Source organism: Xanthomonas sp. fls2-241-TYG-148 (assembly GCF_030208815.1).
GTDB lineage: Bacteria > Pseudomonadota > Gammaproteobacteria > Xanthomonadales > Xanthomonadaceae > Xanthomonas > Xanthomonas campestris.
On the sequence record NZ_JARVTE010000009.1, the window covers coordinates 201,749 to 226,633 of the forward strand.

18 protein-coding genes, 1 other RNA gene, 1 pseudogene and 1 riboswitch are annotated in these 24,885 nt (G+C 64.8%); of the genes and pseudogenes, 10 read left to right on the forward strand and 10 right to left on the reverse strand.

Going from position 1 to position 24,885, the window contains the following annotated elements; genetic code table 11:
- Positions 1-103: 103 nt before the first annotated feature.
- Together QRM60_RS11580 and QRM60_RS11585 are read left to right on the forward strand one after the other, a co-directional pair.
- Positions 104-1,468, forward strand: coding sequence for an MFS transporter (locus tag QRM60_RS11580; protein WP_115573366.1), 1,365 nt, complete (start codon positions 104-106; stop codon positions 1,466-1,468).
- A gap of 56 nt (positions 1,469-1,524) precedes the next feature.
- Entirely contained in the window at positions 1,525-1,878 is a 354-nt protein-coding gene (locus QRM60_RS11585; protein ID WP_285446242.1) for a DUF1304 domain-containing protein, read from the forward strand.
- Between the two features lie 668 nt (positions 1,879-2,546).
- Here the strand turns inward: QRM60_RS11585 and QRM60_RS11590 are convergent.
- Both QRM60_RS11590 and QRM60_RS11595 read right to left on the reverse strand, forming a co-directional pair.
- Entirely contained in the window at positions 2,547-5,021 is a 2,475-nt protein-coding gene (locus QRM60_RS11590) for an acyl-CoA dehydrogenase (RefSeq protein ID WP_115540745.1), read from the reverse strand.
- Complete coding sequence (locus QRM60_RS11595) at positions 5,018-5,941, reverse strand: alpha/beta hydrolase (RefSeq protein ID WP_285446243.1); 924 nt, start codon at positions 5,939-5,941, stop codon at positions 5,018-5,020. The genes QRM60_RS11590 and QRM60_RS11595 overlap by 4 nt, the downstream gene beginning before the upstream one ends.
- 138 nt (positions 5,942-6,079) lie before the next feature.
- On the opposite strand from QRM60_RS11595, the gene QRM60_RS11600 reads away from it, so the two are divergent.
- On the forward strand, positions 6,080-6,688 hold the full coding sequence (locus tag QRM60_RS11600) for a TetR/AcrR family transcriptional regulator (protein ID WP_011037993.1): 609 nt from the start codon (positions 6,080-6,082) through the stop codon (positions 6,686-6,688).
- Between the two features lie 107 nt (positions 6,689-6,795).
- Here the strand turns inward: QRM60_RS11600 and QRM60_RS11605 are convergent, their stop codons facing one another.
- The 3 genes from QRM60_RS11605 to QRM60_RS11615 all read right to left on the reverse strand — a co-directional run bounded on the left by QRM60_RS11605 (position 6,796) and on the right by QRM60_RS11615 (position 11,770).
- Positions 6,796-9,648, reverse strand: a complete 2,853-nt coding sequence (locus QRM60_RS11605) for a TonB-dependent receptor (RefSeq protein ID WP_115540743.1) — start codon at positions 9,646-9,648, stop codon at positions 6,796-6,798.
- A gap of 242 nt (positions 9,649-9,890) precedes the next feature.
- Positions 9,891-10,724, reverse strand: a complete 834-nt coding sequence (locus tag QRM60_RS11610) for a hypothetical protein (protein WP_016944143.1) — start codon at positions 10,722-10,724, stop codon at positions 9,891-9,893.
- Positions 10,725-10,879: 155 nt separating this feature from the next.
- Positions 10,880-11,770 (reverse strand): Hsp33 family molecular chaperone HslO, encoded by an 891-nt coding sequence (locus tag QRM60_RS11615; protein WP_285446244.1) that lies wholly within the window; start codon positions 11,768-11,770, stop codon positions 10,880-10,882.
- Between the two features lie 72 nt (positions 11,771-11,842).
- On the opposite strand from QRM60_RS11615, the gene mtgA reads away from it, so the two are divergent.
- The 3 genes from mtgA to QRM60_RS11630 are packed head-to-tail and all read left to right on the forward strand — an operon-like array spanning position 11,843 to position 14,026.
- The gene (mtgA, locus tag QRM60_RS11620; RefSeq protein WP_115001352.1) at positions 11,843-12,583 is read left to right on the forward strand and encodes a monofunctional biosynthetic peptidoglycan transglycosylase; all 741 of its coding nucleotides are present in this window, start codon (positions 11,843-11,845) and stop codon (positions 12,581-12,583) included.
- Positions 12,580-13,638, forward strand: a complete 1,059-nt coding sequence (locus QRM60_RS11625) for a glycosyltransferase family 2 protein (RefSeq protein WP_285446245.1) — start codon at positions 12,580-12,582, stop codon at positions 13,636-13,638. Before mtgA ends, QRM60_RS11625 begins: the two co-directional genes overlap by 4 nt.
- Positions 13,598-14,026, forward strand: coding sequence for a CBS domain-containing protein (locus QRM60_RS11630; protein WP_070694333.1), 429 nt, complete (start codon positions 13,598-13,600; stop codon positions 14,024-14,026). The genes QRM60_RS11625 and QRM60_RS11630 overlap by 41 nt, the downstream gene beginning before the upstream one ends.
- A gap of 9 nt (positions 14,027-14,035) precedes the next feature.
- On the opposite strand, the gene QRM60_RS11635 is transcribed toward QRM60_RS11630, so the two are convergent.
- The 4 genes and pseudogenes from QRM60_RS11635 to QRM60_RS11650 form a co-directional block, all read right to left on the reverse strand.
- On the reverse strand, positions 14,036-16,000 hold the full coding sequence (locus QRM60_RS11635; protein WP_225041195.1) for an AsmA family protein: 1,965 nt from the start codon (positions 15,998-16,000) through the stop codon (positions 14,036-14,038).
- A gap of 42 nt (positions 16,001-16,042) precedes the next feature.
- A pseudogene (locus QRM60_RS11640) lies at positions 16,043-16,688 on the reverse strand (hemolysin III family protein).
- Between the two features lie 75 nt (positions 16,689-16,763).
- The gene (locus QRM60_RS11645; RefSeq protein ID WP_011037984.1) at positions 16,764-18,368 is read right to left on the reverse strand and encodes a peptide chain release factor 3; all 1,605 of its coding nucleotides are present in this window, start codon (positions 18,366-18,368) and stop codon (positions 16,764-16,766) included.
- Positions 18,369-18,483: 115 nt separating this feature from the next.
- Positions 18,484-19,374 (reverse strand): M23 family metallopeptidase, encoded by an 891-nt coding sequence (locus QRM60_RS11650; protein ID WP_115556505.1) that lies wholly within the window; start codon positions 19,372-19,374, stop codon positions 18,484-18,486.
- Between the two features lie 139 nt (positions 19,375-19,513).
- A riboswitch (SAM riboswitch) is annotated at positions 19,514-19,634 on the forward strand.
- A gap of 71 nt (positions 19,635-19,705) precedes the next feature.
- On the opposite strand from QRM60_RS11650, the gene QRM60_RS11655 reads away from it, so the two are divergent.
- The 3 genes from QRM60_RS11655 to QRM60_RS11665 are packed head-to-tail and all read left to right on the forward strand — an operon-like array spanning position 19,706 to position 23,036.
- Positions 19,706-20,737: a homoserine O-succinyltransferase gene (locus tag QRM60_RS11655; protein ID WP_115556504.1), complete on the forward strand. Its 1,032-nt coding sequence runs from the start codon at positions 19,706-19,708 to the stop codon at positions 20,735-20,737.
- On the forward strand, positions 20,734-21,951 hold the full coding sequence (locus QRM60_RS11660; RefSeq protein WP_285446246.1) for an O-succinylhomoserine (thiol)-lyase: 1,218 nt from the start codon (positions 20,734-20,736) through the stop codon (positions 21,949-21,951). Before QRM60_RS11655 ends, QRM60_RS11660 begins: the two co-directional genes overlap by 4 nt.
- On the forward strand, positions 21,948-23,036 hold the full coding sequence (locus QRM60_RS11665) for a homoserine dehydrogenase (protein ID WP_285446247.1): 1,089 nt from the start codon (positions 21,948-21,950) through the stop codon (positions 23,034-23,036). The genes QRM60_RS11660 and QRM60_RS11665 overlap by 4 nt, the downstream gene beginning before the upstream one ends.
- A gap of 271 nt (positions 23,037-23,307) precedes the next feature.
- On the opposite strand, the gene QRM60_RS11670 is transcribed toward QRM60_RS11665, so the two are convergent.
- Positions 23,308-24,303 (reverse strand): alpha/beta hydrolase, encoded by a 996-nt coding sequence (locus QRM60_RS11670; RefSeq protein WP_285446248.1) that lies wholly within the window; start codon positions 24,301-24,303, stop codon positions 23,308-23,310.
- A 495-nt stretch (positions 24,304-24,798) separates the two neighbouring features.
- Between QRM60_RS11670 and QRM60_RS11675 the strand changes: the two genes are divergently transcribed.
- Positions 24,799-24,873, forward strand: a non-coding RNA gene (locus tag QRM60_RS11675) — sX9 sRNA.
- Positions 24,874-24,885: the final 12 nt, after the last annotated feature.

The window sequence follows — 24,885 nt, forward strand, 5'->3', positions numbered from 1 at the left end:
CCACCGCTGGCTGCGAACGCGTGCATCGGCTAACTTGCGCGCTTTCCTGCGGGCGCTGCGCTGCCATGGTCTTGTTGTCGAGCTCGCCGCACCGAGCGCTGTCATGCCGATGAACGGCCAGTCATCTTCGCGTCCATCGGTGGCCCACCTGGCGGGTGCTTTGCGCAGTTCTCCGCCGTTGGCGTGGTCGTTTCTGTACTTCTTCTGCCTGCTGAGCGGCTACTACGTGCTGCGCCCGGTGCGCGAAGCGATGGGTGCATCGGCGGATGTGGCGGCAATCTTTCCGGCCGGCATGATCGCGTTCTTCGGTGCACACGGCATGCCTCTGAAGGACTTCACCTTGCAGGTGCTGTTTACCTGCACCTTTTTGATCACCCTGCTTTTGCAACCGATCTACGGGGCGCTGGTGAGCCGCTACCCGCGCCGTGTGTTTCTGCCGGTGGTGTACGGCTTCTTTATCGCTACGCTGTTGCTGTTCTATGTGCTGTTCGACACCGGTGTGCCCGGGCGCGGAATGGCATTCTTCCTGTGGACGGCGGTGTTCAACCTGTTCGCCGTGGCAGTGTTCTGGAGCTTCATGGCCGATGTCTTCAGCAATGCGGAGGCGCGCAGCTATTACGGCTATATCGGTGCGGCCGGCACCATCGGCGCGTTCCTGGGGCCGATCCTCACCCGCACCCTGGTGGAGCGGATCGGCATTGCGCACTTGATGCTGGTGTCGGCCGGCTTTCTGGGGATGTGCGTGGTGTGCCTGTTGCGCCTGCGCCTGTGGGCGGTCGCACGCGAGCAGGAGCGCCAGGTGACCTCCGGTGAAGTGCCGATGGGCGGCGACGTGTTGGGCGGGCTGAAGCTGATCGTGCGCGAGCCGCTGCTGCGCTGGCTCGCGGTCATGGTGGTGTTTGGTGTGGGCGTTGGCACGCTGCTGTACAACGAGCAGGCCGCGCTGGTGCGGCGCCTGTATACCGATGCGGCAGCGAGCACCGCCTACTACGCCAACATCGATCTGGCGGTCAATGCGCTCACGCTGGTCCTGCAGTTACTGGTCACGCGCGCCCTGTTGTCGCGCTTCGGCATTGCACCCGCGCTGCTGATTCCCGGCGCGGCGATCATCTTCGGATTCGCCGTGTTGTCTGCCTCACCGTTGCCCATGATGCTGGCGATCGTGCAGGTGATGACCCGTTCCAGCGAGTTTGCCTTGGCCAAGCCGGCGCGCGAGACGCTGTACACGCGCGTGGATCGCGAATGGCGCTACAAGGCCGGGGCCGCGATCGACACCGTGGTTTACCGCGGCGGCGATCTGAGCGTTGTGTGGATCCACAAGGTGGTGTCGGCGTTCGGTTCCAGTGTCGTCTTCGGTGTGGGCGTGTTGATCGCATGCGGCATGACGGTGGGCGCTCTGGGTGTGCTGCATGAGGCACGCAAGCTCCCCGCCGAACGCGATGCGGGGTCAGGGCGCGCCCGCGAGTAAGCCGCACGCCAGTCATCGCCGCTATGCTGGCGCCTACCTTGATCGAGCCCGTCCCTATGTCCATGTTTGCCATCGTTGCCGGCCTGTGTGTTGCACTGCTGCACGTCTACATCCTGGTCCTGGAGATGGTGCTGTGGACGCGCCCACTGGGCCTGAAGACCTTCCGCAACACGCCGGAGAAGGCACAGGCCACCCGCGTGCTCGCGGCCAACCAGGGGCTCTACAACGGCTTCCTTGCCGCCGGCCTGTTCTGGGGCGCGCTGCAGGCCCGCACCGACGTGCTGAGCTTCTTCCTGGGCTGTGTGGTGGTGGCGGGCTGCTACGGCGCCTACAGCGTCAATCGACGCATCTTCTTTGTGCAGGCGTTGCCGGCGCTGATTGACTTGGCACTGCTGTGGTTGCCGGGTTGACGTCGCTGTTGCGTTGATAGCGGCGCGCGACCGACGCGCTGCAACCGGCGTGCAGGGCACGTAGGCGGGAGTGCGGCAGCGCATCGTCGGTTTGCTGCGCGCGTTCCAACGTGTCTTCCGTTGGTGCTCGGGAAGGGCGCTGTGCTGCTGCCTGGCGACGCCAGCGCTAGAAGTGGAAGGAGATCACCTCCCGTCGCGCCGAACGCGATTGTGCAGGGTGCCAAGTGACCTCCGCAGCGATGCACAGCCAGGCCAATCAGCGCAGTAGTGCAGGTGCAATGACGATTGCTCTCTTGCGCGCGGCAAGCACTCGTTCGCCAGGCTCCAGAGACAACAGTGGCGAAGCACAATCCGCTCGCAGAGACGCTGTGCAACAAGCCTGCATCTCTCTCACCCCAAACGCGGCCGGACCCGTCGGCGCAATCGCTCCACGCGATGCCTGCAGCGTGTTGGCACGGTCGCCAGTCAGAACAGCAACGGCTAGCCTGAGCTCGCCGTTGCAAAGGACACTGCGCGACGAGTCGCTCATCCCCTTCTCATCAACGCTGCCGATCAGTCAGCCTGACCTTCCACGCGCTGGCGACGGCACATTCGCCTGCGCTCACGCGTCGCCATAAACAACAACGGCGAGCCTGAGCTCGCCGTTGTGTTGTGCCTCGTTGCAGCCCTTACGCGGCTTCGCGCGGCTGCTGTGCCTGCGGCTTGTCGTAGAAGCTGGCCGCGCGCAGTTCGTGCGGATCGAAATCGTCCACGGTGATCGTGTCCATCATGATCTCGCGCAGCTCTTCCAGCAGCTTGCGCTCGTCCAGGCTGAGCACGCCCTCGGCCACGGCTTCGTCCAGCTGCGCCGGGAAATCCAACGCCTCGATGCCCTTGGTCTTGAGTGCCTTCAGGAACTTGCGTTCCACCGGCTCGGCCATCACCGCCTTGGTTAGATAGCTGGCGATACGACCGCCCGGATTGTTGGCGCACGGGGTGAGGAAGACGCCCTGTGCCAAGCGATCGCGTGCTTCATTAGGTGCCATCAGGATCGATGCCACACGATGGCCCAGGCGGTCGCCCGGTGCTTCGGCACGGCGGCCCAGCGGGAAGATCAGCACCCACATCAGCCAGCCCACCGGGCGGATCGGGAAGTTACGCAGTGCCGCCGACAGCGCGGTTTCGATCTTGTGCACGCTGTCGTGGAAGGCCCAGGCCAGCAGCGGCTGGTCGGTCGCCGGTGCGCCTTCGTCGTGATACCGCTTGAGCATCGCGCTGGTCATGTAGATATGGCTCAGCACATCGCCCAGGCGCCCGGACAACGACTCCTTGAACTTCAATTTGCCGCCCAGCATCAGCATCGACACGTCGGCCATCAAGGCCAGGTTGGCCGAATAGCGATCCAGCTTGCGGAAGAAACGACGCGTGTACGCATCGCCGGGCGCCGCACCGATGCGCGCACCGGTCAGGCCAAACCAGAACGAGCGCACGGCGTTGGAGATACCGAAGCGGATATGGCCGAACAGGCTCTGGTCGAACTCTTCCAGGCCGCGACGCGTATCCGGATCCTGCGCCGCCTTCATTTCCTTCATCACCCACGGATGGCACAGGATCGCGCCCTGGCCAAAGATCAGCAGGCTGCGGGTCATGATGTTGGCGCCTTCCACGGTCACGCCGATCGGTGCGGCCTGCCAGGCGCGGCCGGCGAAGTTACGCGGCCCCAGGATGATGCCCTTGCCGCCGATCACATCCATCATGTCGCTGACCACTTCGCGGCCCATGGTGGTGCAGTGGTACTTGGCAATCGCCGACGGCACCGACGGCACGTCGCCACGGTCGACCGCTGCGGCAGTGGCCTGCGCCAGTGCGCTGATCGCATACGCCTTGCCGCCGATACGCGCCAGCGCTTCTTCCACGCCCTCGAAACGGCCAACCGACAGGCCGAACTGCTTGCGGATGCGTGCGTACGCACCGGTCACCACAGCAGCGTACTTGCCGCCGCCACTGGCGGTGGAGGGCAGGGTGATCGAGCGGCCCACGGCGAGGCACTCGTTGAGCATGTTCCAGCCCTTGCCGACCATCTCCACGCCGCCGATCAACTGGCTCAGCGGAATGAACACTTCTTCGCCATGGATCGGGCCATTCTGGAACGGCGAATTCAACGGGAAGTGGCGGCGGCCGATCTCCACCCCGGGAGTGTCGCGCGGCAGCAGCGCCAGGGTGATGCCGATGTCCTTCTTGTCACCGATCAGGCCATCCGGATCATACGCGCGGAACGCCAGACCGATCAGCGACGCCACCGGCGCCAGGGTGATGTAACGCTTGTCGAAGGTGAGCTTGACGCCGAGCACGTTGGCGCCATTCCACTCGCCCTTGCAGACGATGCCGTAATCCGGAATCGACGTGGCATCGGAGCCAGCGAACGGACCCGTCAGACCGAAGCACGGCACCTCGGCACCGACCGCCAGACGCGGCAGGTAATAATCTTTCTGTTCCGGCGTGCCGTAGTGCAGCAGCAGCTCACCCGGCCCGAGCGAGTTCGGCACACCGACGGTGGAACTGACCACGCTGGAGATCGACGACAGCTTCTGGATCACCTTGTGGTGCGCCAGCGCACTGAAACCCAAGCCGCCGTATTGCTTCGGAATGATCATGCCGAAGAACTTGTGCTTCTTGATGTAATCCCACAGCTCCGGCGGCAGGTCAGCGTGGACATGGGTGATTTCCCAGTCGTTGACCATCTTGCACAGCTCTTCCACCGGGCCATCCAGGAACGCCTGCTCTTCGGCGGTCAACTGCGGCTTGGGATAGTTGAGCAGCTTCTGCCAGTCCGGATCACCGGTGAACAGCTCGCCCTCGAAACCGACCGAGCCGGTTTCCAGCGCAATGCGCTCGGTCTGCGAGAGCGGCGGCAGCACCTTGCGGAAAAACGCCATCAACGGCGTGGTCAGCAGTGGCTTTCGCAAAAACGGCAACAACACCGGCGCTGCAATCAGCACGACCAGCGCGGCTGCAACGATGGTGGCGGTGAGGTTGGCCCCCAACAGCCAGCATGCCACCAGCACGCAGGCGCTCAGCGCGACCCACGTGGCAAGGCGCATGCGGTGATAGGCAGCGATGCCCGCCGCCAGGATGACGAGGAGGAACGGTGCAACGATGCTCATGGTCTTGCTCCAGTGACATGCTCGGTAATGTTGGACGCGGTGCTGATGCCAACCGAGGGAAGTGCGTCCAGATAATGCAACACGGTGGCGGTAAACGTGGTGTTGTCATCGCCGGCCAGCATGTGCGTGGCGTGCGGCAGTTGCACGTGCTGCGCATGCTGGGCGATCGACAGGAATTCAGTGATGGTTTGCGGCGTGACCAGATCGCTGCGTCCGCCGCTGATCAGCAGCATCGGGCAACGCACCTGTGCGGCAGCCTCCATCAGTGCCTGTTGCTGCGCCTGACTATCCTGGCCCGCCAGTTCGCTGACCAGGCGCGGATCCCAATGCCAATGCCACTGCCCATCGCTGCGCTGGCGCAGCAGCAACTGCAGTTGCGCGGCACTCTTACGCGGGCGCTGCGGCAGATACGCGGCAATTGCATCGGCAGCCGCATCCAGCGATGCAAATCCCTTCGGATGCGCGGTCATGAAGCGCAGGATGCGCTCCACGCCGGTGGTATCCCAGCGTGGCGTGATGTCCACCAGCACGATCGCGCGGAACAAGCCCGGCCAACGTGCTTCGGCCAGCAGGCCGAACAGCCCGCCCATCGACGCAGCTACCAGCACCGGTGGCTCAGGCAACTCACCCGCCAGCACGATCAGGTCATCGGTGAATTGTGCCGCCGAATAAGGCAGGGACGCAGGATTGGGACTGGAGTCGCCATGCCCGCGCGCATCGAATGACAGCGCCTGATAGCCGGCTTCCGCCAGTGCCGTGGCCGTCGCTTCCCAGGCATGACGTGTCTGCCCGAATCCATGCGCCAGTAACACGGTGGGCGCATTGCCAGCACCACGCCGCGAAACCGCCAGCGACGCATCTCCCACGCTGATGCGAGCAAGGGATGCAGTCTCGGCGAGGCTAGAGGGATGGCTGACCATACCTAATGGTATGGATCCCGTCCGGGGGATGTCAATACTCCCTGGTATGGACGGTTAAGCCGTTGAATTGCCGCGCTTTGCGTTATCGGCGGATGGTGCATACTGCAACCGACCCGAGCGTATGGTTAAATCGTCACAATGAACGACATCACCGAATCCAGCCCTGCCACTCCCCGCGCCAGTTCCGGTCGCGGCAACCGCCTCAGCGCCGACGATTGGGCGCAGGCTGCGCTGGATCTGATTGCAGAACAAGGCGTGGGCGCCGTTGCGGTCGAACCGCTGGCGCGCCGTCTGGGCGTCACCAAGGGCAGCTTCTACTGGCACTTCCCCTCGCGCGACGCACTCTTGCAGGCCGCACTCGAACGCTGGGAAATCTTCGAACAGAAAGAAGTGTTCGGCAGCCTGGAGGACGTGCCCGACCCAAGCGCTCGCCTGCGCGCGCTGTTCCAGCTGGTTGCGCACGAGGTCAAGCCGCATGTGATCTACAGCGAGCTGCTCAAGGCGCTGGATCATCCCGCAGTACGCCCGGTCATCGACCGTGTCTCGCAGCGCCGCCTCGACTACCTGATCGCCTCGTTCCGCCAAGCCGGCCTCAGCCGCACCGACGCCCAACACCGCGCCCGCCTGGCCTACGCCGCTTACGTCGGCTTTCTACAACTCTCGCTGCAACTGCAGCAACCCAAGCAGGCCCGCGAAGATTTCGAAGCCTACGTCGAGCACGTGATTCAGACGTTGATTCCGGGGTGATTCCCGTACACGTCAGGGATGGCTTAATGCTGCCTCGTGAGTAAAGAAAAACCGCGACTCTTTCGAGTCGCGGTTTTTTTATTACGCATTACAAACGCGGAGAGCTATCAGAACTTCTGGGTGTAGCGCATGTAGTAGAAACGACCCGGAATTTCGTACTGCGAGTCAAAGCTGTTTGCGAACGCGGTAGCAGCCTGCGGCGGATCGCGATCGAAGGCATTGTTCACGCCAACGGTGACGCGGGCATTCCACGGAGCCTTCCAATACGCAGCCAGATCGGTGTAGGTGACGCTGGGCACGTGGTTACGTGGAGCGGCCCCGGCACTGGTCACACGATTCGGATCCGAGCACAGCAGCGCGACGTTTGCCGGGGTGGCGACGTTGGCGCCGGTGCAGTTTTCAACCTGCGAGCTGTAGTAGCGCATCGATGCCGAACCGCCGACATCACCCAGTTCCCAATTGAGCATTAGGTTGGAGCGGATGCGCCAGTTATTGTCACGAGCCGAACCGCCGCGGTACAGACCAACGCGGGTTTCCGGATCCTGCAGCGGCTTTTCGACCACGAACTTGCTCATGTAGGTCGAGTCCCACACGACGCTGAAGCTGCCCCATGCGGTATCAGGCAAGCGGTAGCCCAAGGTCAGGTCGTAACCTTCAGCCTCGATTTTCGCAATGTTGTTCGGCACTGCCAGCAGATTCGAAACTTCGCCAGTTGGCTCGCGCTGAATCAGCGAACAAGCATTGGCAATACCTGCCAGGTAGCAGCTATCCAGCGTCTCCTGCACGGTCTGCGTGTCGATCGCGTCTTCGATCTCGATGTTCCACCAGTCGAGCGAGATATCCAGACCGGTCACCCAACCCGGGCTGTAGACGAAGCCCAACGTCTTGGACGTCGAGGTTTCCGGCTGGAGGTTCGGGTTGCCACCGGTGGCGGTACGTACCTGCGGGTTGGCCTGTGCGTAGGCTGGCACTGCGCCGCACGAGCCTGGACGAGCCGCGTTGACGGAGCCATCGCTGAAGGAACCTGCGCACGGATCGCTCACGTCTTCGAAGGTATCGCTTACGCCCTGAAACAGTTCGTTGATCGACGGTGCGCGGAAGCCCTGCGACCAGTTACCACGGATCATCAAATCGGTGATCGGCTTCCAGCGGAAACCGAACTTGCTATTGGTGGTGTCACCGAAGTTGCTGTAGTCCGAATAGCGCGTTGCCAGGCTGAAGTCGAGCAGCTGTGCGCCCGGCAGATCAGCCAGCAGCGGCACTGCGAATTCGACGTAGGCTTCATCCAGCTTGTAGCCGCCGTCGGTTGCGGTACGTGCATTGCCGGTGGTGTCGCCGGAGTTGATCAGGGCATCCGGATCATCGAAGCCGGATTCTTCGCGGTGTTCGACACCCAAGGAGAAGGCGAACGCGCCTCCCTGCAGGTCGAACAGCTCGCCGCCGATGTTACCGAAGTAGGTCTTCTGCTCGTACCCGTAGAGGTCATGTGCGTTAAAGCCTGCGTAGCCCAGCATTTCCGGGGTCAAGGAGCCCGGGCCGCTCAGCATGTTCATCGGCACGCAGCCGTCGATCGTGCTGGCTGCGGTTCCGCAGCGTGCAACGCCGCCGGCGTCGACGAACGACGGGCCAAGTGCATTGCGCAATGCAGAGATGTTGAACAGACCAGTGGTGCGATCGGTCTGGTCGTTCTTGCCGTAGAACATACCGGCTTCCCAGTTGAAGAAGCGCTGGCCAACTTCGAAGTCACCCTCGAATGCACCGCTGAAGCCAAACGTCTTGACGTTCTGGGTGAAGATACGCCCACCCGTTTCTTCCGCACGGTACTGGATGTAATCGATATCGCGGCCGGTATTGTTGTAGATGTTGTTGGCCGAAATGACGATGTCGGCGCCATTGGTGCCAGGCGCGGAGCGACCCAGAACGATCGGCATCGGCGCCAGGATCTGGCTCGACTCACGCTCGTTGTAGGTCACGGTGGTCTTGAATCGCACGTTGTCGGTGATCGACAGACCGGCGTCGGCAAATACCGACTTGCGCTCCTGCGGCGTCACCAAGTAGTTGGCAGGCGCGAAGTTGTAGCTGTCGGCAGCGGTGTAGTTGCGCGAGGTGGTGCCGCCATTATTGGTAATGGAGAAGCCCGGCGTTCCATTGAAGCGCGTCGCGCCGAAGGTGGGAGCACCAGTTCTGGGGTCCGGACCGGTTGAGCCAAAAATACCGAAACGCCCACCAGGAATCGTCGTGCTGTTACCGGTGCCGGCAACTGCACCGAGCACCGGGACCGCGGAAATTTCACGATCGCCCGCCCAGACAGGCTCTTCCTTCACATAGCCGACGCCCAACGTGGCATGCCAGCGCTCACCGGTCGAACCGATGGTGAAGTCGTAGGACTCGCGGCTGCCATCGCCCTTATCGTACTGGCCGAAATACGCATTCGCTTCGGCCCCATCGAAGTTCTGGCGCAGGATGATGTTGACCACGCCGGCGATGGCGTCGGAGCCGTAGATCGTAGAGGCGCCGTCCTTCAGGACTTCGATGCGCTCGACGGCAGCAGTCGGAATCGTGTTGAGGTCGACCGCGCCACCGAGACCGGTGCCGCCGACCCAACGACGGCCGTTGACCAGCACCAGGGTGCGGTTTGAGCCGAGGTTGCGCAGGTTGACACGGGTTTCGCCGTTGCCGCCATTGTTGACATTGCTGTTAAGCGCCGAACCACCGGAGCTGATGTTCTGGATCACGTCGCCGATCGAGGTCAAACCCTGCGATTCGATCTGCTGACGGCTCATGCTGAAGACTGGCTGCGACGTTTCAACGTCGGCGCGCTTGATGCGCGAGCCGGTGACTTCGATCTTGTCGAGGTTGGTGGTACCGGCTTCCTGAGCGATGGCGGTACCAGTACCGCCGACGCCCACGACAAGCGCGAGGACAACTGCATCGCGCAGCTTGTTGGACTTGCAATTCATTAGCTCTCTCTCCAAGTGATCTTGGGTACTGCCAAGGGTTTGTTGGCCCGGCGGGGGATCCGAAGAAGCGGATCCAAAACGTCAGGGTGAACCGATGGTATATGCGTTGCGTCAGGAATTAAAGTCCCGTTAATGAAAAAGAAGAAAGACGTGAAATCGGGCGACGAACGGTCGGCCACAACGCAAAACGCCACCGGCTGGTGGCCGGTGGCGTTGCTAAATTCTTTTTTCTAATCAGAGGCTTACAGGTCTTGCTCGTACCTGACGTACGGGATGGTCCCGTCGCTGTTGCTCTCGTTGTTTGGGGCAAACGGGTTCTTGCCGCGGGAAATGACGTTCTCCGCGCCGACCGTGAGCTGGCCGCTCCAGGGGGTGCGCCAGGTCAGGCCGAGGCCCAGGCCTTCCCACTTTTCCGGCTGGCCGGGGACGTCAACCACGCGCCCGATGACATTGGCGCTGAAGGCGCCGTAGCCGCCGCCGACGCTGAGGGTCTTGCTGTCCCATTGGTCGGCAATGGCCGGCGAGACGTCGGCCAGCGGCACCAGGCGGGCGCGGGCGTAGGTACCACCAATGGACACGAAGCCTTCGCGGCCGATGTTCTTCTGGCCGAAGACGGTGAGATCGTTCTGCTCGACGCGGGTCAGTGGGGCCTTGCCGGCACCGATCAACCAGGAGGGCAGGGTGTCGCGGCCGGTCCCCGCAGTTACGCCGGCGCGTGCGCCATTGCGGTTGAAGCCCAGCGTGGCGGACACGCGGCGCGAGGCGGCCGCGCTGTCTTCTTCGTCATCGCCGATACCTGCGAGCAGGCAATGGCTGGCAAGGCCGCTGATATTGGTGCCGCGGCTGCTGTTGCACAGCAGGCCGAGCGAATCGCCCGAGGTCAGGCCAAACGCGGCATCAAGCGAATTACGCCCGAAATGCCAGCGCGCGCCGGCCTTCTGCTCGCCGGTCGGTTCCAGGTAGAGGAAGGCTTCGACCTTGCCGCTGCCCTTGTTCCATACCGGCAAGATGGTGCTTTCACGGATCTGGGCTGCCGACTGCGCGTGCACGCCGCTGGCTGCCGCAAGGGCAACCAAGAGAGCGAGCGGAAGGCGCAGAAGATGTCGCATACCAGAGTTCAGACCCAGAGGCAGGTGTTAAGTTCCCGATAGCGGGCAGTGAGGATGCTAGGGTGTTTATGAATATTTAACAAGTCCTCGCTCTCCCCAGAACGTCGCTTGCCAGATGCTCTCTACTGCAACCGTTCCGGCGCATCCTGCGATGGCTGCACCTCGCTGAAAAGTACGTCCAGTTCGGTCAACGGGAAGTGATACTCACGCCCGCAGAACTCGCACCGCACCTCGACTTCCCCAGTCGGCTCCGCCGCCGCGCGCGCTTCGTCTTCGCCCAGCGACTGCAGCATGGCGGCGACGCGCTCGCGTGAGCAGGAACAGCCGAAGCTTAGCGCCTTGTTGCCCACCAATTCGGGCGCTTCTTCATGGAATAGACGATGCAGCAGGTCTTCGCCGGCGACCGAAAGCAGTTCCGGGGCGCCCAGGGTGTCGAACAGGGCGCCGACGCGGGTCCAGCCGTCGGTGTCGCCTTCGTCGCCGGGCAGCTTTTGCAGCAACAGGCCCGCAGCCTGGTCAGGCCCGGCGGCCAGCAGCAGGCGGGTGGGCAGCTGCTCGGACTGCAGGAAGTAGGTTTCGAACGCTTCGGCCAGATCCGGCGCCTGCATGCCCACCAGGCTCTGGTAGCGCTGCGGTTCGCGCGGGTCCAGGCCGGGGTTCTCGATGGTGATGGCCAGCAGGGCGTCGTCGCCGAGCTCGCGCAGATCGGTGGGCGCATCGGCACCGTCGGCGATCTGGACGATGCCGCGCAAGGTGCCGGCGGCGGTGCATTCGGCAAACAGCGTGCGCAGGCGGTCATTGCCGCGCAACTGCACCGACAGCCGGCCGTCCACCTTGGTGTGGCCGGTGAACAGCGCTGACGCGACTGCGGCCTCGCCAAGCAACTGGCGTGCGAACGGCGGGTAGTGGGCAGCGCCCTGGATGTCGCGCCAGGCTTGGGTCAGACGCACATGCACGCCACGCACGCCGGCGGCAGGCAACAGGAAACGGGAAAGCTGATCGTGATCGGTCATGGGAGCGTCGGACGTAAGGGACGCCAGTGCCGGATAATGCGGCAGGCATCGGGATGAAGGTCGTAGCGAACAATGGGGACGGACGGATTGGATGACAAGCAGGCCAGGCCACCGCGTCGGGCGCGGCGCTGGCTGCGCTGGGTGCTGGCAGCACCATTGCTGTTCGCTGCAGCGAGCGTGCTGCAGGTGTTGGCGCTGCGCATCATCGACCCGCCCATCAGCACGGTGATGGTGGGCCGCTACCTGGAGGCCTGGGGCGAGGGTGAGGCGGGGTTCTCGCTGCACCATCAGTGGCGCGACCTCGACGAGATCGCGCCCAGCCTGCCGATTTCGGTGGTGGCCGCCGAAGACCAGCAGTTTCCATCTCACCATGGGTTCGATCTGCAGGCGATCGAGAAGGCACGCGACTACAACGCGCGCGGTGGCCGCGTGCGCGGCGCCAGCACCATCAGTCAGCAGGTCGCCAAGAACGTGTTCCTGTGGCAAGGTCGCAGTTGGATGCGCAAGGGGCTGGAGGCCTGGTACACGCTGCTGATCGAGCTGTTCTGGCCCAAGCAACGCATCCTGGAGATGTATGTGAACGTGGCCGAATTCGGCGACGGAATTTACGGCGCGCAAGCAGCTGCGCGGCAATTCTGGGGCAAGGATGCGTCGCGGCTGACGCCGACCGAATCGGCGCGCCTTGCCGCCGTACTGCCATCGCCGCGCCGCTATGACGCGCGCCGCCCCGGCGCCTATGTGCAGCGCCGCACTGCGTGGATCCAGCGCCAGGCCCGCCAGTTGGGTGGCCCCGGCTATCTGCAGGCGCCATGAGCGCGACCGCGATGCTGCCGGCCGATCAGAACGCTCCGCTCACCGCGGAACGCCTGACCGTGGTGATTGCCGCCTTCAACGAAGCGACCAGCATCCCGTTGCTGCACCCGCGCGTGCAGGGTGTCCTGGCTGGCCTGAGCGGCGTGCAGACGCACGTGCTGTATGTCGACGATGGCAGCACCGACGACACCTGGCAGGTGCTGCAGGCGCTTACCGATGCCGATGCGCAGGTCAGCGCAGTGCGGTTGTCGCGTAATTTCGGCAAGGAAGTGGCGATCTCGGCCGGGCTGGACCATGTGCAGCCGGGCGCGGTGGTACTGCTGGACGCGGATGGCCAGGATCCGCCGGAGCTCATTCCCGAGTTTGTCGCGTTGTGGCGCGCCGGGTACGACAACATCTTTGGCACGCGCGTGTTTCGCGAAGGCGAAAGCTGGTTGAAGCGTGCGGCCGCACATGCGTTTTACCGGGTGATCCGGCAGTTGTCACGGACGCCGATTCCTGCCGATACCGGTGATTTCCGGCTGCTCTCGCCACGGGTGGTGCAGGCGCTGCAGCAATTGCGCGAACGCCATCGTTTCATGAAAGGGCTGTTTGGCTGGGTGGGATTTCGCCAGGTGGCGCTCCCGTACCGGCGCGCGCCGCGCTTGTCGGGGCGCAGCAAGTTTACGGTGTGGCGGCTGTGGAATTTTGCGCTGGACGGCATCACGAGCTTCTCCACCGTGCCACTGCGCGCGGCCACCTACCTGGGCATGCTGACGGCGCTGGTGGCGTTCGGGTTCGGTGGCTGGGTGATCGTCAAGGCGGCGCTGATGGGCGACCCGGTGCCCGGCTGGCCGACCATGATGTCGATCATCCTGTTCCTGGGCGGCATCCAGCTGATCGCGCTGGGCATGATCGGCGAGTACCTGGGGCGCCTGTACGACGAGGCCAAGCAACGGCCGCTGTATCTGATCGATACGTATCGCGGCGCGGCGGGAGTATTCTCGGGCGACCAGTCCAATCGCGGAGCAGGCCATGCAAACGGTACGGCAGCTGTTGGGGATGAAGCAGGTTGAGGTGTTTTCCGTCGCGGCCGACGCCGCGGTGATCGAGGCCATCCGTCTGATGGCCGACAAGAGCATCGGTGCGGTGTTGGTGATGGAGGGCGAGCGCCTGGTCGGCATCGTGTCCGAGCGGGATTACGCGCGCAAGGTGGTGTTGCGGGACCGTTCCTCGTCCAGCACCAGCGTGGCGGAGATCATGAGCCACGCGGTGGTGACGGTGTCGCCCGCAGACTCGGTCGAGCACTGCATGCAGCTGATGACCGATGGGCGTTTTCGGCATCTACCGGTGGTGGATAACGGCCGCGTGCAGGGCGTGATTTCCATCGGCGATCTGGTCAAGGCGGTGATCGAAGCGCAGCAACAGGACATCGACCAGTTGCAGCGCTACATCGCCAGCTGAGGCGAGGCGTTACTGCGCGTACTTGCCGCCGCAGTCGCTGTCCTTGCCGGGGCCGGGTTCGAAGGTCGCCAGCAGGGCAGCGGGCGGGGCGATGCTGCCCAGTGCAACCGCGATGGCGCCACGCACGCCCAGCGCCTTGAAATCCGGGCGGAACGACGGGTCCTTGAAGGTCCCGCCGATCCGCAGCGGCGAGCGTAGGCTGAGGATGCTGCGATCCTTCGGGCGCGGGCGCAGCAGCAGATCCAGCTGCTCGTCCTTCAAACTGATACTTCCTTCGCCGATGATGATGGTGTCGGTGCTGTCGAAGGCCAGCGCGCGCGATTGCATCACGCCATCGCGCACACCGAAGTCGCCGAAGATGCAGCGCACCGGAATCTGCCGGTCGCGGGTGACCAGGTATTTCAGCGATTCGGCAATATCCAGGCCGGCCAGTTCCATGATCAGGTTGCCCACGTGACCGCGGCCCATGCCCACACCGATCGAGCCGTCGGCGGTACCGAGCATGGCGGCGATCGAGTTGCCACGTCCTTTCAGATCCAGATCGCCACCGATCGCACCAGACGCCTGCTTGGCCAGGGTGGCATCGGGGAACAGCTTGTCCAGGCGGATACCGCGAATCGCGGCCTGCAGCTGGGTGGAAATCACCGGGTTGCGTGCGTCCATGCGGATGGTGGAGCGGATATCGCCGCCCGCCACGCCGAAATTGAGTGGATCCAGCTGCAGCAATCCATCCTTCAAGCGCAGCGACGCATCCATGTCGTCCAGCGGCCACGAGGGTGCATTGATGCGCTGCGCGCGCCAGCGCACCTGCGCATCCATCGCCCGCAATTTGGACAGGTCATAGGGCGTGTCGGGCAGTACACGGGTGTCGGCGGCCAATTGCGCTGCCTGCTTCTTTTGCTCGGCGTTAGCCGATTCGTTGGCGCCAGTCTTGGGCGGTGCACCGACAAACCCGGCGAGGTCGTCGAAATCCAGGCGTTTGGAGGCCAGATCGGCGCGCAGGAAGGGGCGCTTGTTGCGCAGATCCACTTCTGCGGTGCCTGAGAGATCGCTATCGCCGGCCTTGCCGGTGAAATCTTCGTAGCGCCAGATATCGCCGTTGCGGCGCAGGCGGCCATCCAGCGTGTACGGCGGGGTTGAGGGAATCGCCACGCCGGTTAGCGGATACAGGTCTTCCATGTCCTGGCCGCTCAATGCCATCTGCAGGTCGAACACCTGGAATTGAAACGGATTGGTCAGCGTGCCGCGCACGTGGGTGCGGGTAGCCCCGGCACTGCCGCGCAGGTCGATCCGGAACGGGTGCTCGGTCTGGCTCAGCTCCAGCGGCGAGGCGGTATTGCCCTTGAGCGTGAAGGGATACCCCTTCCAGCGACCCTTGCCGTCGATGCCGATCGGCGCGGCGCGCTGATCGCTGCGCGGTGGTGCCAGGCTGTTGATGGCGACGTCCACGTCAGACTTATTGACCGCATCGATGTACTGCAGCCGTCCGTCCTGCACCAGCAAACGGCCCAGTCGCGGCAGGGTGCCATCGCCGCCGCTGGTCTCGAACACCCAGTTGCCGGGGTGGGTGTCGTCGCCGGCTTCCAGTACCACCGTGGCGTGCTCCAGCCGGATCTCCGGCAGGCGCACCTTGCCGCGCAGCAATGGCCAGAATTCGACATCGATTTCGGCTGAGCGCATCTGCGCCATGGGGCCGCGTTTGGACCATGCGGCATTGCCTAAGCTCAGCTGCTCACCGCGCACGGTGACGATGCGGCCCAGATCCACATCGAGATGGCCCAGGTGGAATTCGCGCCCGGTCTTGGCACTGACTGCGCGCTCCACCGGGCCACGCAACCAGTTCCAGTCGAACACCAGCACCAGGATCACGATCAGTGCCAGCACGATGCCGGTGCCGATCAACCAGCGGCGTCGGCGTGGTTGGCGGGAAGGGCGGGCGGCGGTGGAAGCGGTCGGGGTAGTCACCCGACCCATGGTTGGCGAAGCCTCGTGCACGGCGCGCGAACGCGCCATCGGTCACACGATTTGCGCGGTGACCGCCACAAAGTGGCAAGCGCTGCCGGCGAGCACGAACAGGTGCCAGATGGCGTGGAAATAGCGCTGCGTGTCGCGCTGGTAGAAGTAGGTGCCCAACGTATAGAAGAGCCCGCCGGCGAGCAGCCAGCATAGAGACCACGTATCGACCGCTGCCAGCAGGGGCTTGATCGCCACGATGATCAGCCAGCCCATTGCCAGGTACAGGATGGTCGACAGCAGCCGGAAGCGGCCGGTGAAAAACAGCTTGAAGATCACGCCCGCTGCGGCGATGGTCCAGATCGCAGCGAACAGGCTCCAGCCCCATGGCCCGCGCAGGTTGATCAGCATGAACGGCGTATAGGTGCCTGCAATGAGCAGATAGATCGCGCAGTGATCGAGCACCTGCAGGCGGGCTTTGGCACCCACGTGCGGGATGGCATGGAACAGCGTGGATGCGACATACAGCAGGATCAGCGTGGCACTGAAAACGATGGTGGTGGCCAGCTGCCAGCCATCGCCGTAGATCGCGGCCAGGGTGATCAGGACCGAGCCACCGGCCAGTGCGGCGATCGCGCCCAGGCCGTGGGTCACCGCACTGGCGATTTCATCGCGCAGGTCGGTGGAGGGGGGGGGCGTCTGCATTCATGCCCAAAAGGTACCGTAACCGCGCGCAAATCGCATCGCCAGCGGTGGCGCTGGCTTGTGGCGATTCAAGTGGCGGTCAATCGACCGCGGTGGCGTAAGCGTGTTCGCGCGTTGCGGAAAAGCGCACGTCCGGCGCGCGTTCCTGGGCCAGCTGCAGGTTGACCCGGGTGGGTGCGAGATACACCAGTTGCCCGGCCGCATCGATGCCCAGATTGCCGGCGTTCTTCTCGCGGAACTCTTCGAGCTTTTTGGGGTTGTCGCAGTGCACCCAGCGTGCGGTGGTGACGCTCACCGGTTCGAAGATCGCATCCACGCCGTACTCGTCCTTGAGCCGGTAGGCCACCACGTCGAACTGCAGCACACCGACCGCGCCGAGGATCAGGTCGTTGCTCATCAGCGGGCGGAAGAACTGCGTGGCGCCTTCTTCGGACAATTGTGCCAGGCCCTTCTGCAACTGCTTGAGCTTGAGCGGGTCGCGCAGGCGTGCGCGGCGGAACAATTCCGGCGCGAAGTTGGGAATGCCGGTGAACGACAGCGATTCGCCTTCGGTGAAGGTATCGCCGATGGAGATGGTGCCGTGGTTGTGGATGCCGATCACATCGCCCGGCCACGCTTCGGCGGCGATCTCGCGATCGGAGGCCATGAAGGTCAGCGCGTTGGCCAGCTTCACGTCCTTGCCGCTGCGCACATGCAGCGCTTTCATGCCGGCAGTGAACTTGCCCGAGCACACGCGCATGAACGCCACGCGGTCGCGGTGCTGCGGGTCCATGTTGGCCTGAATCTTGAACACGAAGCCGCTCAACTTGGGCTCGACCGCTTCGACGCGGCGGCCGGTGGTATCGCGCGCCTGCGGCGGCGGTGCGTGCTCGACGAAGAAATCCAGCAACGGCTGCACGCCGAAGTTGTTGACGCCCGAGCCGAAGAACACCGGCGTCTGCTGCCCGGCGCGGTAGGCATCCAGGTCGAACGGATTGCTGGCGCCTTGCACCAGTTCCAGTTCCTCGCGCAGTTCGTCCAGCATCTGCGTGCCAATCTTTTCGGCAAGACCCGGTGCATCGAGCGAGGGAAAGATGGTGGAGTCCTGACGGGTGAAGTTGCGGCCTTGCTCGTACAGGTGCACTTCGCCGGTGATCAGATGCACCACACCCTTCAGGCGCTGGCCCATGCCGATCGGCCAGGTGACCGGGGCGCACTGGATGCCCAGCACGGTTTCCACTTCGTCCAGCAGGTCGATCGGGTTCTTGCCTTCGCGATCGAGCTTGTTGATGAAGGTCATGATGGGGGTGTCGCGCAGGCGGCAGACTTCCATCAACTTGATGGTGCGTTCTTCCACGCCCTTGGCCACGTCGATCACCATCAGCGCCGAGTCCACTGCGGTCAGCACGCGATAGGTGTCCTCGCCGAAGTCGGCGTGGCCGGGGGTGTCGAGCAGGTTGACGATCTTGTCCTCGTACGGGAACTGCATCACCGAGGAGGTCACCGAGATGCCGCGCTCTTTTTCCAGCGCCATCCAGTCCGAGGTGGCGTGGCGGGCGGCCTTGCGTCCCTTCACCGAGCCGGCCATCTGGATCGCGCCGCCGAACAGCAGCAGCTTTTCGGTCAGCGTGGTCTTGCCGGCGTCGGGATGGGAAATGATGGCGAAGGTGCGGCGGCGCGCGGCTTCGTTGGAGACTTCGGACATGAGGGAGCGCGCCCGGTCGGACGCCTGCGGAAACTGAGGAAGCCGGTGATTATAGCGGCTTCGGTGCGCCGGCCAGCGGCAGCCCAGGGCGCCTGGCTGGCGCTGGCGGCACGCGTCAGGGCGCGGGCGAGGGGAAGTGCAGCTCGCCTTGTGGGCCGCTCATCCGGAATGGCAGCGAGATCAGCCGCAGGCCGACGTTGCGTTGCACCGCGAAATGCAGGTGCGGCGCGGTGCTGAAGCCGGTGCTGCCGGCGCTGCCGAGCCGCTCGCCGCTGCGCACGCGCTGGCCGGGGCGCACCAGCACGCCCGCCGGAGCCAGGTGGGCGTAGATCGCCATGCTGCCGTCGGCGTGGAGCAGGCGCACCAGGTTGCCGCCGCCGGCATCCGGCCCATGCGGGCCGGCCTCCTCGGCGCCTTGCTGGATCTCCATGACCACGCCGTCGCGGGCGGCCAGCACCGGCGTGCCGGCGGGCAGGGCGAAGTCGATGGCATACCAGTTGGGATCGTCGCCGTGGCTGTACTGGCCGCCATAGCCTTGGTCCACCTGGATCGGCACGTCGCGGAACGGCAACTGGTAGCGCGCTTCCTGCAGGTGCGCCTGCGGGTCGCCGGGCACCACCTCCAGCCGCAGGCCGAGCCCGTCCAGGGTCCTGCGCTGGCTGACCGGGTACACGCGGGCCAGCAGGCGCCGTTCGCGCGCGCCCAGCGACTGCACCAACGGAAGCTGCGGCACGGCGCGGTAGTCGGCGCTGGGCGGTGCGCTCAGGCGCACTTCGGCCGGGCCGTCCAGTGGATTGACGGCCCAGGCCAGATACACCGGCGCCTGCCATTCGAGCTGCAGGGCCAGGCCCGGCGCGGCGGCGGTTTCGGCGCGTTGCGACGCACTTGCAGGTGGCGTTGCGCCCACTGCCGCTGCGCCAGGCCAATGCCAGCGCTGTTGCGCGGCGACCGGTGCCGCGGGGATGCACAACAGCAGGATGACGGCGGAAACGGCGGCACGAAGCATGGGCGAGCGGCTGCAGTTGAGGTCGGGCGAGAGGGGCGCAAGTATGCGGTCCATCACGGCCAGGTGGTATCGGATGAAAATATATCTTTCCATCCGCATGAAGAGATTGACATCGCAAAAAGGCGGTGGCATCGTAGCCTCACCATCGAGACCGGCGGAGGGACAGGCCCTTTGATGCCGGGGCAGCCAGCGGAGCGCGCAAGCGCCCGCGTTTGGTGCCAAATCCTGCGGGGACCTCAGCGTCCGCCGAAAGATGGTTCGAATCGTGCCCTCCGCACGTCGAACGCGAGCTCCCGCGAAGCTCGATGGCCGATCCACCCCGGATATCGCCATGAGCCTCGTGACCACAGCATCGCCACTCACCACCGCCGACACCTATACGCCCGCCGCTGATAGCGACGCCCCGCCTGCCGTGCGCGGCGAGCTCGTCATCAATCTACCGATGCGCCACGCCGGCCAACGCGAGCTGCGCCTGCGCTACGAACTGGTTGGCGCGGAGCAGGCGCCGGTGGTGTTCGTGGCGGGCGGAATTTCAGCCCATCGCCATCTCGCTGCCAGCGCGGTGTTCCCCGAGAAAGGTTGGGTAGAGGGGCTGGTCGGTGCCGGCCGCGCGCTGGACCCGGCGTCGCGCCGACTATTGGCCTTCGATTTTCTTGGTGCAGACGGCAGCCTGGATGCGCCGATCGACACCGCCGACCAGGCCGATGCAATCGCCGCACTGCTGGATGTGCTGGGCATCGCGCGCCTGCACGGCTTTGTCGGTTATTCCTACGGCGCCCTGGTCGGCCTGCAATTCGCCAGCCGGCATGCCGCGCGGCTGCACACGCTGGTTGCGGTGAGTGGTGCCCATCGGGCTCATCCGTATGCCGCCGCATGGCGTGCCCTGCAGCGGCGCGCGGTGGCGCTTGGCCAGTTGCAATGCGCCGAGCACCACGGGCTCGCCCTGGCACGCCAGTTCGCGATGCTGAGCTACCGCACCCCGGAAGAATTCAGCGAGCGCTTCGATGCGCCGCCGGAAGTGATCAATGGCCGCGTGCGCGTGGCCGCCGAAGACTATCTGGATGCGGCCGGCGCCCAATACGTGGCGCGCACGCCGGTGAACGCCTATCTGCGCCTGTCCGAGTCCATCGACCTGCACCGCATCGACCCGGCTGCGGTCGCCGTGCCCACGGTGGTGGTCGCGGTGGAAGGCGACCGCCTGGTGCCGCTGGCCGATCTGGTCAGCCTGGTCGAAGGGCTGGGACCGCGCGGCAGTTTGCGCGTGCTGCGCTCGCCCTACGGCCACGACGCCTTCCTCAAAGAAATCGATCGCATCGACGCGATCCTCACCACTGCCCTTCGCACGACCGGAGAAACCGCATGAGCTTTCGTGACCCTGCCGACGCGCCCTGTAGCGCTGCCACCGCCGCCGTCCGTGCCGGAATCGACCGGGACACCGCCTACGGCGCGGTGACGCCGCCGATCGTGCTGTCGTCGAACTTCTCCTTCGACGGCTTCGGCAACAAGCGCCAATACGACTACACCCGCAGCGGCAACCCCACCCGCGACCTGCTCGGCGAAGCCCTGGCCGAACTGGAAGGCGGCGCCGGCGGCGTGATCACCTCCACCGGCATGGGCGCGATCAACCTGGTGCTCAACGCCTTGCTGCAGCCCGGCGACACCCTGGTGGTGCCGCACGATGCCTACGGCGGCAGCTGGCGGTTGTTCAACGCGCTGGCCAAGAAGGGCCATTTCGCCCTGATCACCGCCGACCTCACCGACCCGCGCTCGCTGGCCGATGCATTGGCGCAGTCGCCCAAGCTGGTGCTGATCGAAACCCCGTCCAACCCGTTGCTGCGCATCACCGATCTGCGCTTTGTCATCGAGGCCGCGCACAAGGTGGGCGCGCTGACCGTGGTGGACAACACCTTCCTGTCGCCGGCGCTGCAAAAGCCGCTGGAATTTGGCGCCGACCTGGTGCTGCATTCGACCACCAAGTACGTCAACGGCCACAGCGATGTGGTGGGCGGCGCAGTGATCGCGCGCGATGCGGAGCTGCACCAGCAACTGGTGTGGTGGGCCAACGCGCTGGGCCTGACCGGTTCGCCGTTCGATGCGTTTTTGACCTTGCGCGGGCTGCGCACGCTGGATGCCCGCCTGCGGGTGCACCAGGAAAACGCCGATGCGATCGCGGTGCTGCTGGACGAACACGCGGCAGTGAACCATGTGTATTTCCCCGGGCTGGCATCGCATCCTGGCCATGCGTTGGCGGCGCGCCAGCAGAAGGGCTTCGGCGCGATGATCAGCTTCGAGCTCAATGGCGGTGAGGCGGCGGTGCGTGCGTTCGTCGACGGGCTGCGTTATTTCACCCTGGCCGAATCGCTGGGCGGCGTGGAGAGTCTGATCGCGCATCCGGCCTCGATGACGCATGCGGCGATGACCGCCGAAGCGCGCGCTGCGGCCGGTATTTCCGATGGCTTGTTGCGTCTGTCGGTGGGCATTGAATCTGCCGAGGATCTGCTGGTCGATCTGCGCGCTGGCCTGGCACGTGCGGAAGCCGCGTTGAGCGCGGTCGCGCGCAAACAGGTCGACGCGTGAGCGCCGTGCTGCCTGTCTCGCGCCGTTCGCCGGTGGCTGCCGTGACGCCCACACCGCGACTCGCCCTGTTAGGCACCGGCACGGTGGGGCGTGCCTTCGTGACGCGCTATACCGCCTTGCAGCAGCGTCAGTTGCGCCTGCCGCGCTTTGACTGGCTGGCCAACTCGCGGATTGCGCACGATTGTGGTGCCGGCGCGGAGCAGGCATTGCAGCTGGCCAACGCGGCGCCGCGTGGCCGCGCGGAGCTGCAGCCGTGGGCAGAAACCACTGCGCTGCGCGCCGGCGATGTGCTGGTGGATGCCACCGCCAGCGACGTGGTGGCGGATTGGCACGTGGAATGGCTGACCCGCGGCGTGCATATAGTGACGGCCAACAAGCTGGGCCAGGGCACGGCACTGTCGCGTGCGCAGGACCTGTATGCCGCGCGTCACGCTAGCGGCGCGTATTACGGCGACAGTGCCACCGTGGGTGCTGGGCTGCCCTTGCTCAGCAGCGTGCGTGCACTGGTGGCCGGCGGCGACCAGATTCATTCGATCGAAGGGGTGTTGTCGGGGTCGTTGGCATGGCTGTTTCATCGCTATGACGGCAGTGCGCCGTTCTCGGCGTGCGTCCGCGAGGCCATGGCGGCCGGCTACACCGAGCCCGATCCGCGCATCGATCTCTCCGGTGAGGACGTGCGCCGCAAATTGCTGATCCTGGCGCGTACGGCCGGGCAACCGCTGGAAGCCGAGCAGGTGCATGTGGAATCGCTGGTGCCTGCCGCGCTGGCGTCTGTGGCACCGGAGGCGGTGGACGCGCACTTGGAAACGCTCGATGCGCTGGTGCAGACACGTTGGCAGCAGGCCCGTGCCGCCGGCCGCTGCCTGCGGTTCGTCGGCCGCGTGGACGAGCATGGGGCAAGCGTGGGCTTGCGCGAATTGGCTTTGGACCACCCGCTGGCGGGCGGCGCGGGCACCGATAACCGTGTCGCCATCAGCAGCGATCGCTACCGCGACCAGCCGCTGTTGATTCAAGGGCCGGGCGCCGGTGCCGAAGTGACCGCGGCGGCGTTGCTGGACGATGTGCTGCGGATCGTTGCTGGCTGAGGTTGCGGTGCTTCGCACCCGACGCATTGTTGGTGCTGTCGCGTGCGGACGGCATTGCGGTTAGGCCTGTGCGCGGGTGTCACCCCTGGCACGCGCCATCGCACCGGGCGGTGATGAGAACAGAGGGCAGTGCGCGAATGGCCGGCGGCTGCCCAAGCGAATGCCGCTGCCTGGTGCCCCTTAGGCTAGGTGCCGCCGATCCGTTAAAGGCGCGTGGGGCTCGCGCCTGGTACTGGCGGCGCGCATGCCAGAACCTGCGCGCCGCAACTGGCTAGCGGGAAATCGCCTTCAATAACTCGGCATTGAAACGCACCGGATCCTGCACCTGTGGCGAATGTCCCAGGTCAGCGAATTCGACCAGCGTGGCATCCGGAATGGCCTCGGCGGCGCGTTTGCCCAGCTTGGTGTAATCGCCCACGCGCGCCTTCACCTCTGGCGGTGCGGTGTCCTTGCCGATGGCAGTGCGATCCTTAAGCCCGATGAACAGCGTGGTTGGCACGGCGAGCTTGGGCAGCTCGTAAACCACCGGCTGATTGAACACCATGTCGTAGGTCAGCGCCTGATTCCACGCCACGGCCTGTTTGCCGTTGCCCAGTGACATACCGGCCTGCATGCGCGCCCAGCGCTCGAATTCCGGCTTCCATTGGCCAGCGTAGTACACGTCCATCTGGTACTTCTTGATGCGCTCGAAGCTGATCTTCAGCTCGTTGTCGTACCAAGCATCCACGCTGCGCCACGGAATGCCTTCGGCCTTCCAGTCTTCCAGCCCGATCGGGTCGACCAGCGCGAGGTGCTCGGTCGCTTGCGGGTACATCAGTGCATAGCGGATCGCGAGCATGCCGCCCATCGAGTGCCCAACCACCACGGCGCGCTGGATACCGAGCTTCTGCAGCAGGGCATGCGTGTTGTCGGCGAGCTGTGCGAACGAGAACTGATAGGCGGCCGGTTTGCTGGATTTGCAAAAGCCCACCTGGTCGGGCGCGATCACGCGGTAGCCGGCCTTGCTCAGTGCGGCGATGGTTTGCTCCCAGGTGGCGGCGCAGAAATTCTTGCCGTGCAGCAGCACGGCGGTGCGCCCGTTGGCTTTGCCCGTTGGCGCAACATCCAGGTACGCCATCTCCAGCGCCTGCTGTTGCGACGTGAACGCGTAGGTTTTCACTGGATATGGGTAATCGAAGCCTTCCAGGCGAGGGCCATAACTGGCCTCCTGGGCCATCAGCGGGCCGCAGGCCAGCGCCAGGGCGAGAGAGCAGGCAAGGTGTCGCATCGCGATCTCCAGGTGAGCAATCCCGCAAGGCTACACAGCGCGCTGTGGTGAGCGCGTACAGCACGTGGCGGCCGCTACTGAGCGCCACTCAACGCTTGCGCTGTACAAGGGCGTCGCGCCTGTACTTGGATCGAACTGTCGAGCAACGGTTTGGTTGGCAGCTAGCGTCGCGCTGACCATCGCGCTTTGACGCGCGCTTGTCAGAACAGGCGAGTGGAGAAATAAAAGAAGAATCGCAGACGCGTGCGGGGGCAACACGGTGCCACGCGCACCACGCGGGCGATTGCGATCAACGTATCCACGGCGCGCCGCGGTGCCGTACGGCCGCTGCTTGGAACAAGCGCAGCGTCCGCGCGCAGTACTGTCATGTTGTCCAACCGGTCACCGCTTGCGTCCAGCAAATGATGGCCGGTCTTGTGTCACGCACGCACTAAGAGCAGCTATCAAAACGACTGCGCGGCTGCCAGGCGGGCGCGGCCGGTGCTCGGAATCGGCATGTACCCACGTACATTCCGGTTCCTCCGCGCCGTCCGCACCCACCCGACGACTGCTCGCTACGTTTTGTTAGCCGCTCTAAGCCAG

Coding starts and splice junctions, on each gene's coding strand:
- QRM60_RS11580 (WP_115573366.1), top strand. CDS start 104: ATGCCGATGAACGGCCAGTCATCTTCGCGTCCATCGGTGGCCCACCTG.
- QRM60_RS11585 (WP_285446242.1), top strand. CDS start 1,525: ATGTCCATGTTTGCCATCGTTGCCGGCCTGTGTGTTGCACTGCTGCAC.
- QRM60_RS11590 (WP_115540745.1), bottom strand. CDS start 5,021: ATGAGCATCGTTGCACCGTTCCTCCTCGTCATCCTGGCGGCGGGCATC.
- QRM60_RS11595 (WP_285446243.1), bottom strand. CDS start 5,941: ATGGTCAGCCATCCCTCTAGCCTCGCCGAGACTGCATCCCTTGCTCGC.
- QRM60_RS11600 (WP_011037993.1), top strand. CDS start 6,080: ATGAACGACATCACCGAATCCAGCCCTGCCACTCCCCGCGCCAGTTCC.
- QRM60_RS11605 (WP_115540743.1), bottom strand. CDS start 9,648: ATGAATTGCAAGTCCAACAAGCTGCGCGATGCAGTTGTCCTCGCGCTT.
- QRM60_RS11615 (WP_285446244.1), bottom strand. CDS start 11,770: ATGACCGATCACGATCAGCTTTCCCGTTTCCTGTTGCCTGCCGCCGGC.
- mtgA (WP_115001352.1), top strand. CDS start 11,843: ATGGGGACGGACGGATTGGATGACAAGCAGGCCAGGCCACCGCGTCGG.
- QRM60_RS11625 (WP_285446245.1), top strand. CDS start 12,580: ATGAGCGCGACCGCGATGCTGCCGGCCGATCAGAACGCTCCGCTCACC.
- QRM60_RS11630 (WP_070694333.1), top strand. CDS start 13,598: ATGCAAACGGTACGGCAGCTGTTGGGGATGAAGCAGGTTGAGGTGTTT.
- QRM60_RS11635 (WP_225041195.1), bottom strand. CDS start 16,000: ATGGGTCGGGTGACTACCCCGACCGCTTCCACCGCCGCCCGCCCTTCC.
- QRM60_RS11645 (WP_011037984.1), bottom strand. CDS start 18,368: ATGTCCGAAGTCTCCAACGAAGCCGCGCGCCGCCGCACCTTCGCCATC.
- QRM60_RS11650 (WP_115556505.1), bottom strand. CDS start 19,374: ATGCTTCGTGCCGCCGTTTCCGCCGTCATCCTGCTGTTGTGCATCCCC.
- QRM60_RS11655 (WP_115556504.1), top strand. CDS start 19,706: ATGAGCCTCGTGACCACAGCATCGCCACTCACCACCGCCGACACCTAT.
- QRM60_RS11660 (WP_285446246.1), top strand. CDS start 20,734: ATGAGCTTTCGTGACCCTGCCGACGCGCCCTGTAGCGCTGCCACCGCC.
- QRM60_RS11670 (WP_285446248.1), bottom strand. CDS start 24,303: ATGCGACACCTTGCCTGCTCTCTCGCCCTGGCGCTGGCCTGCGGCCCG.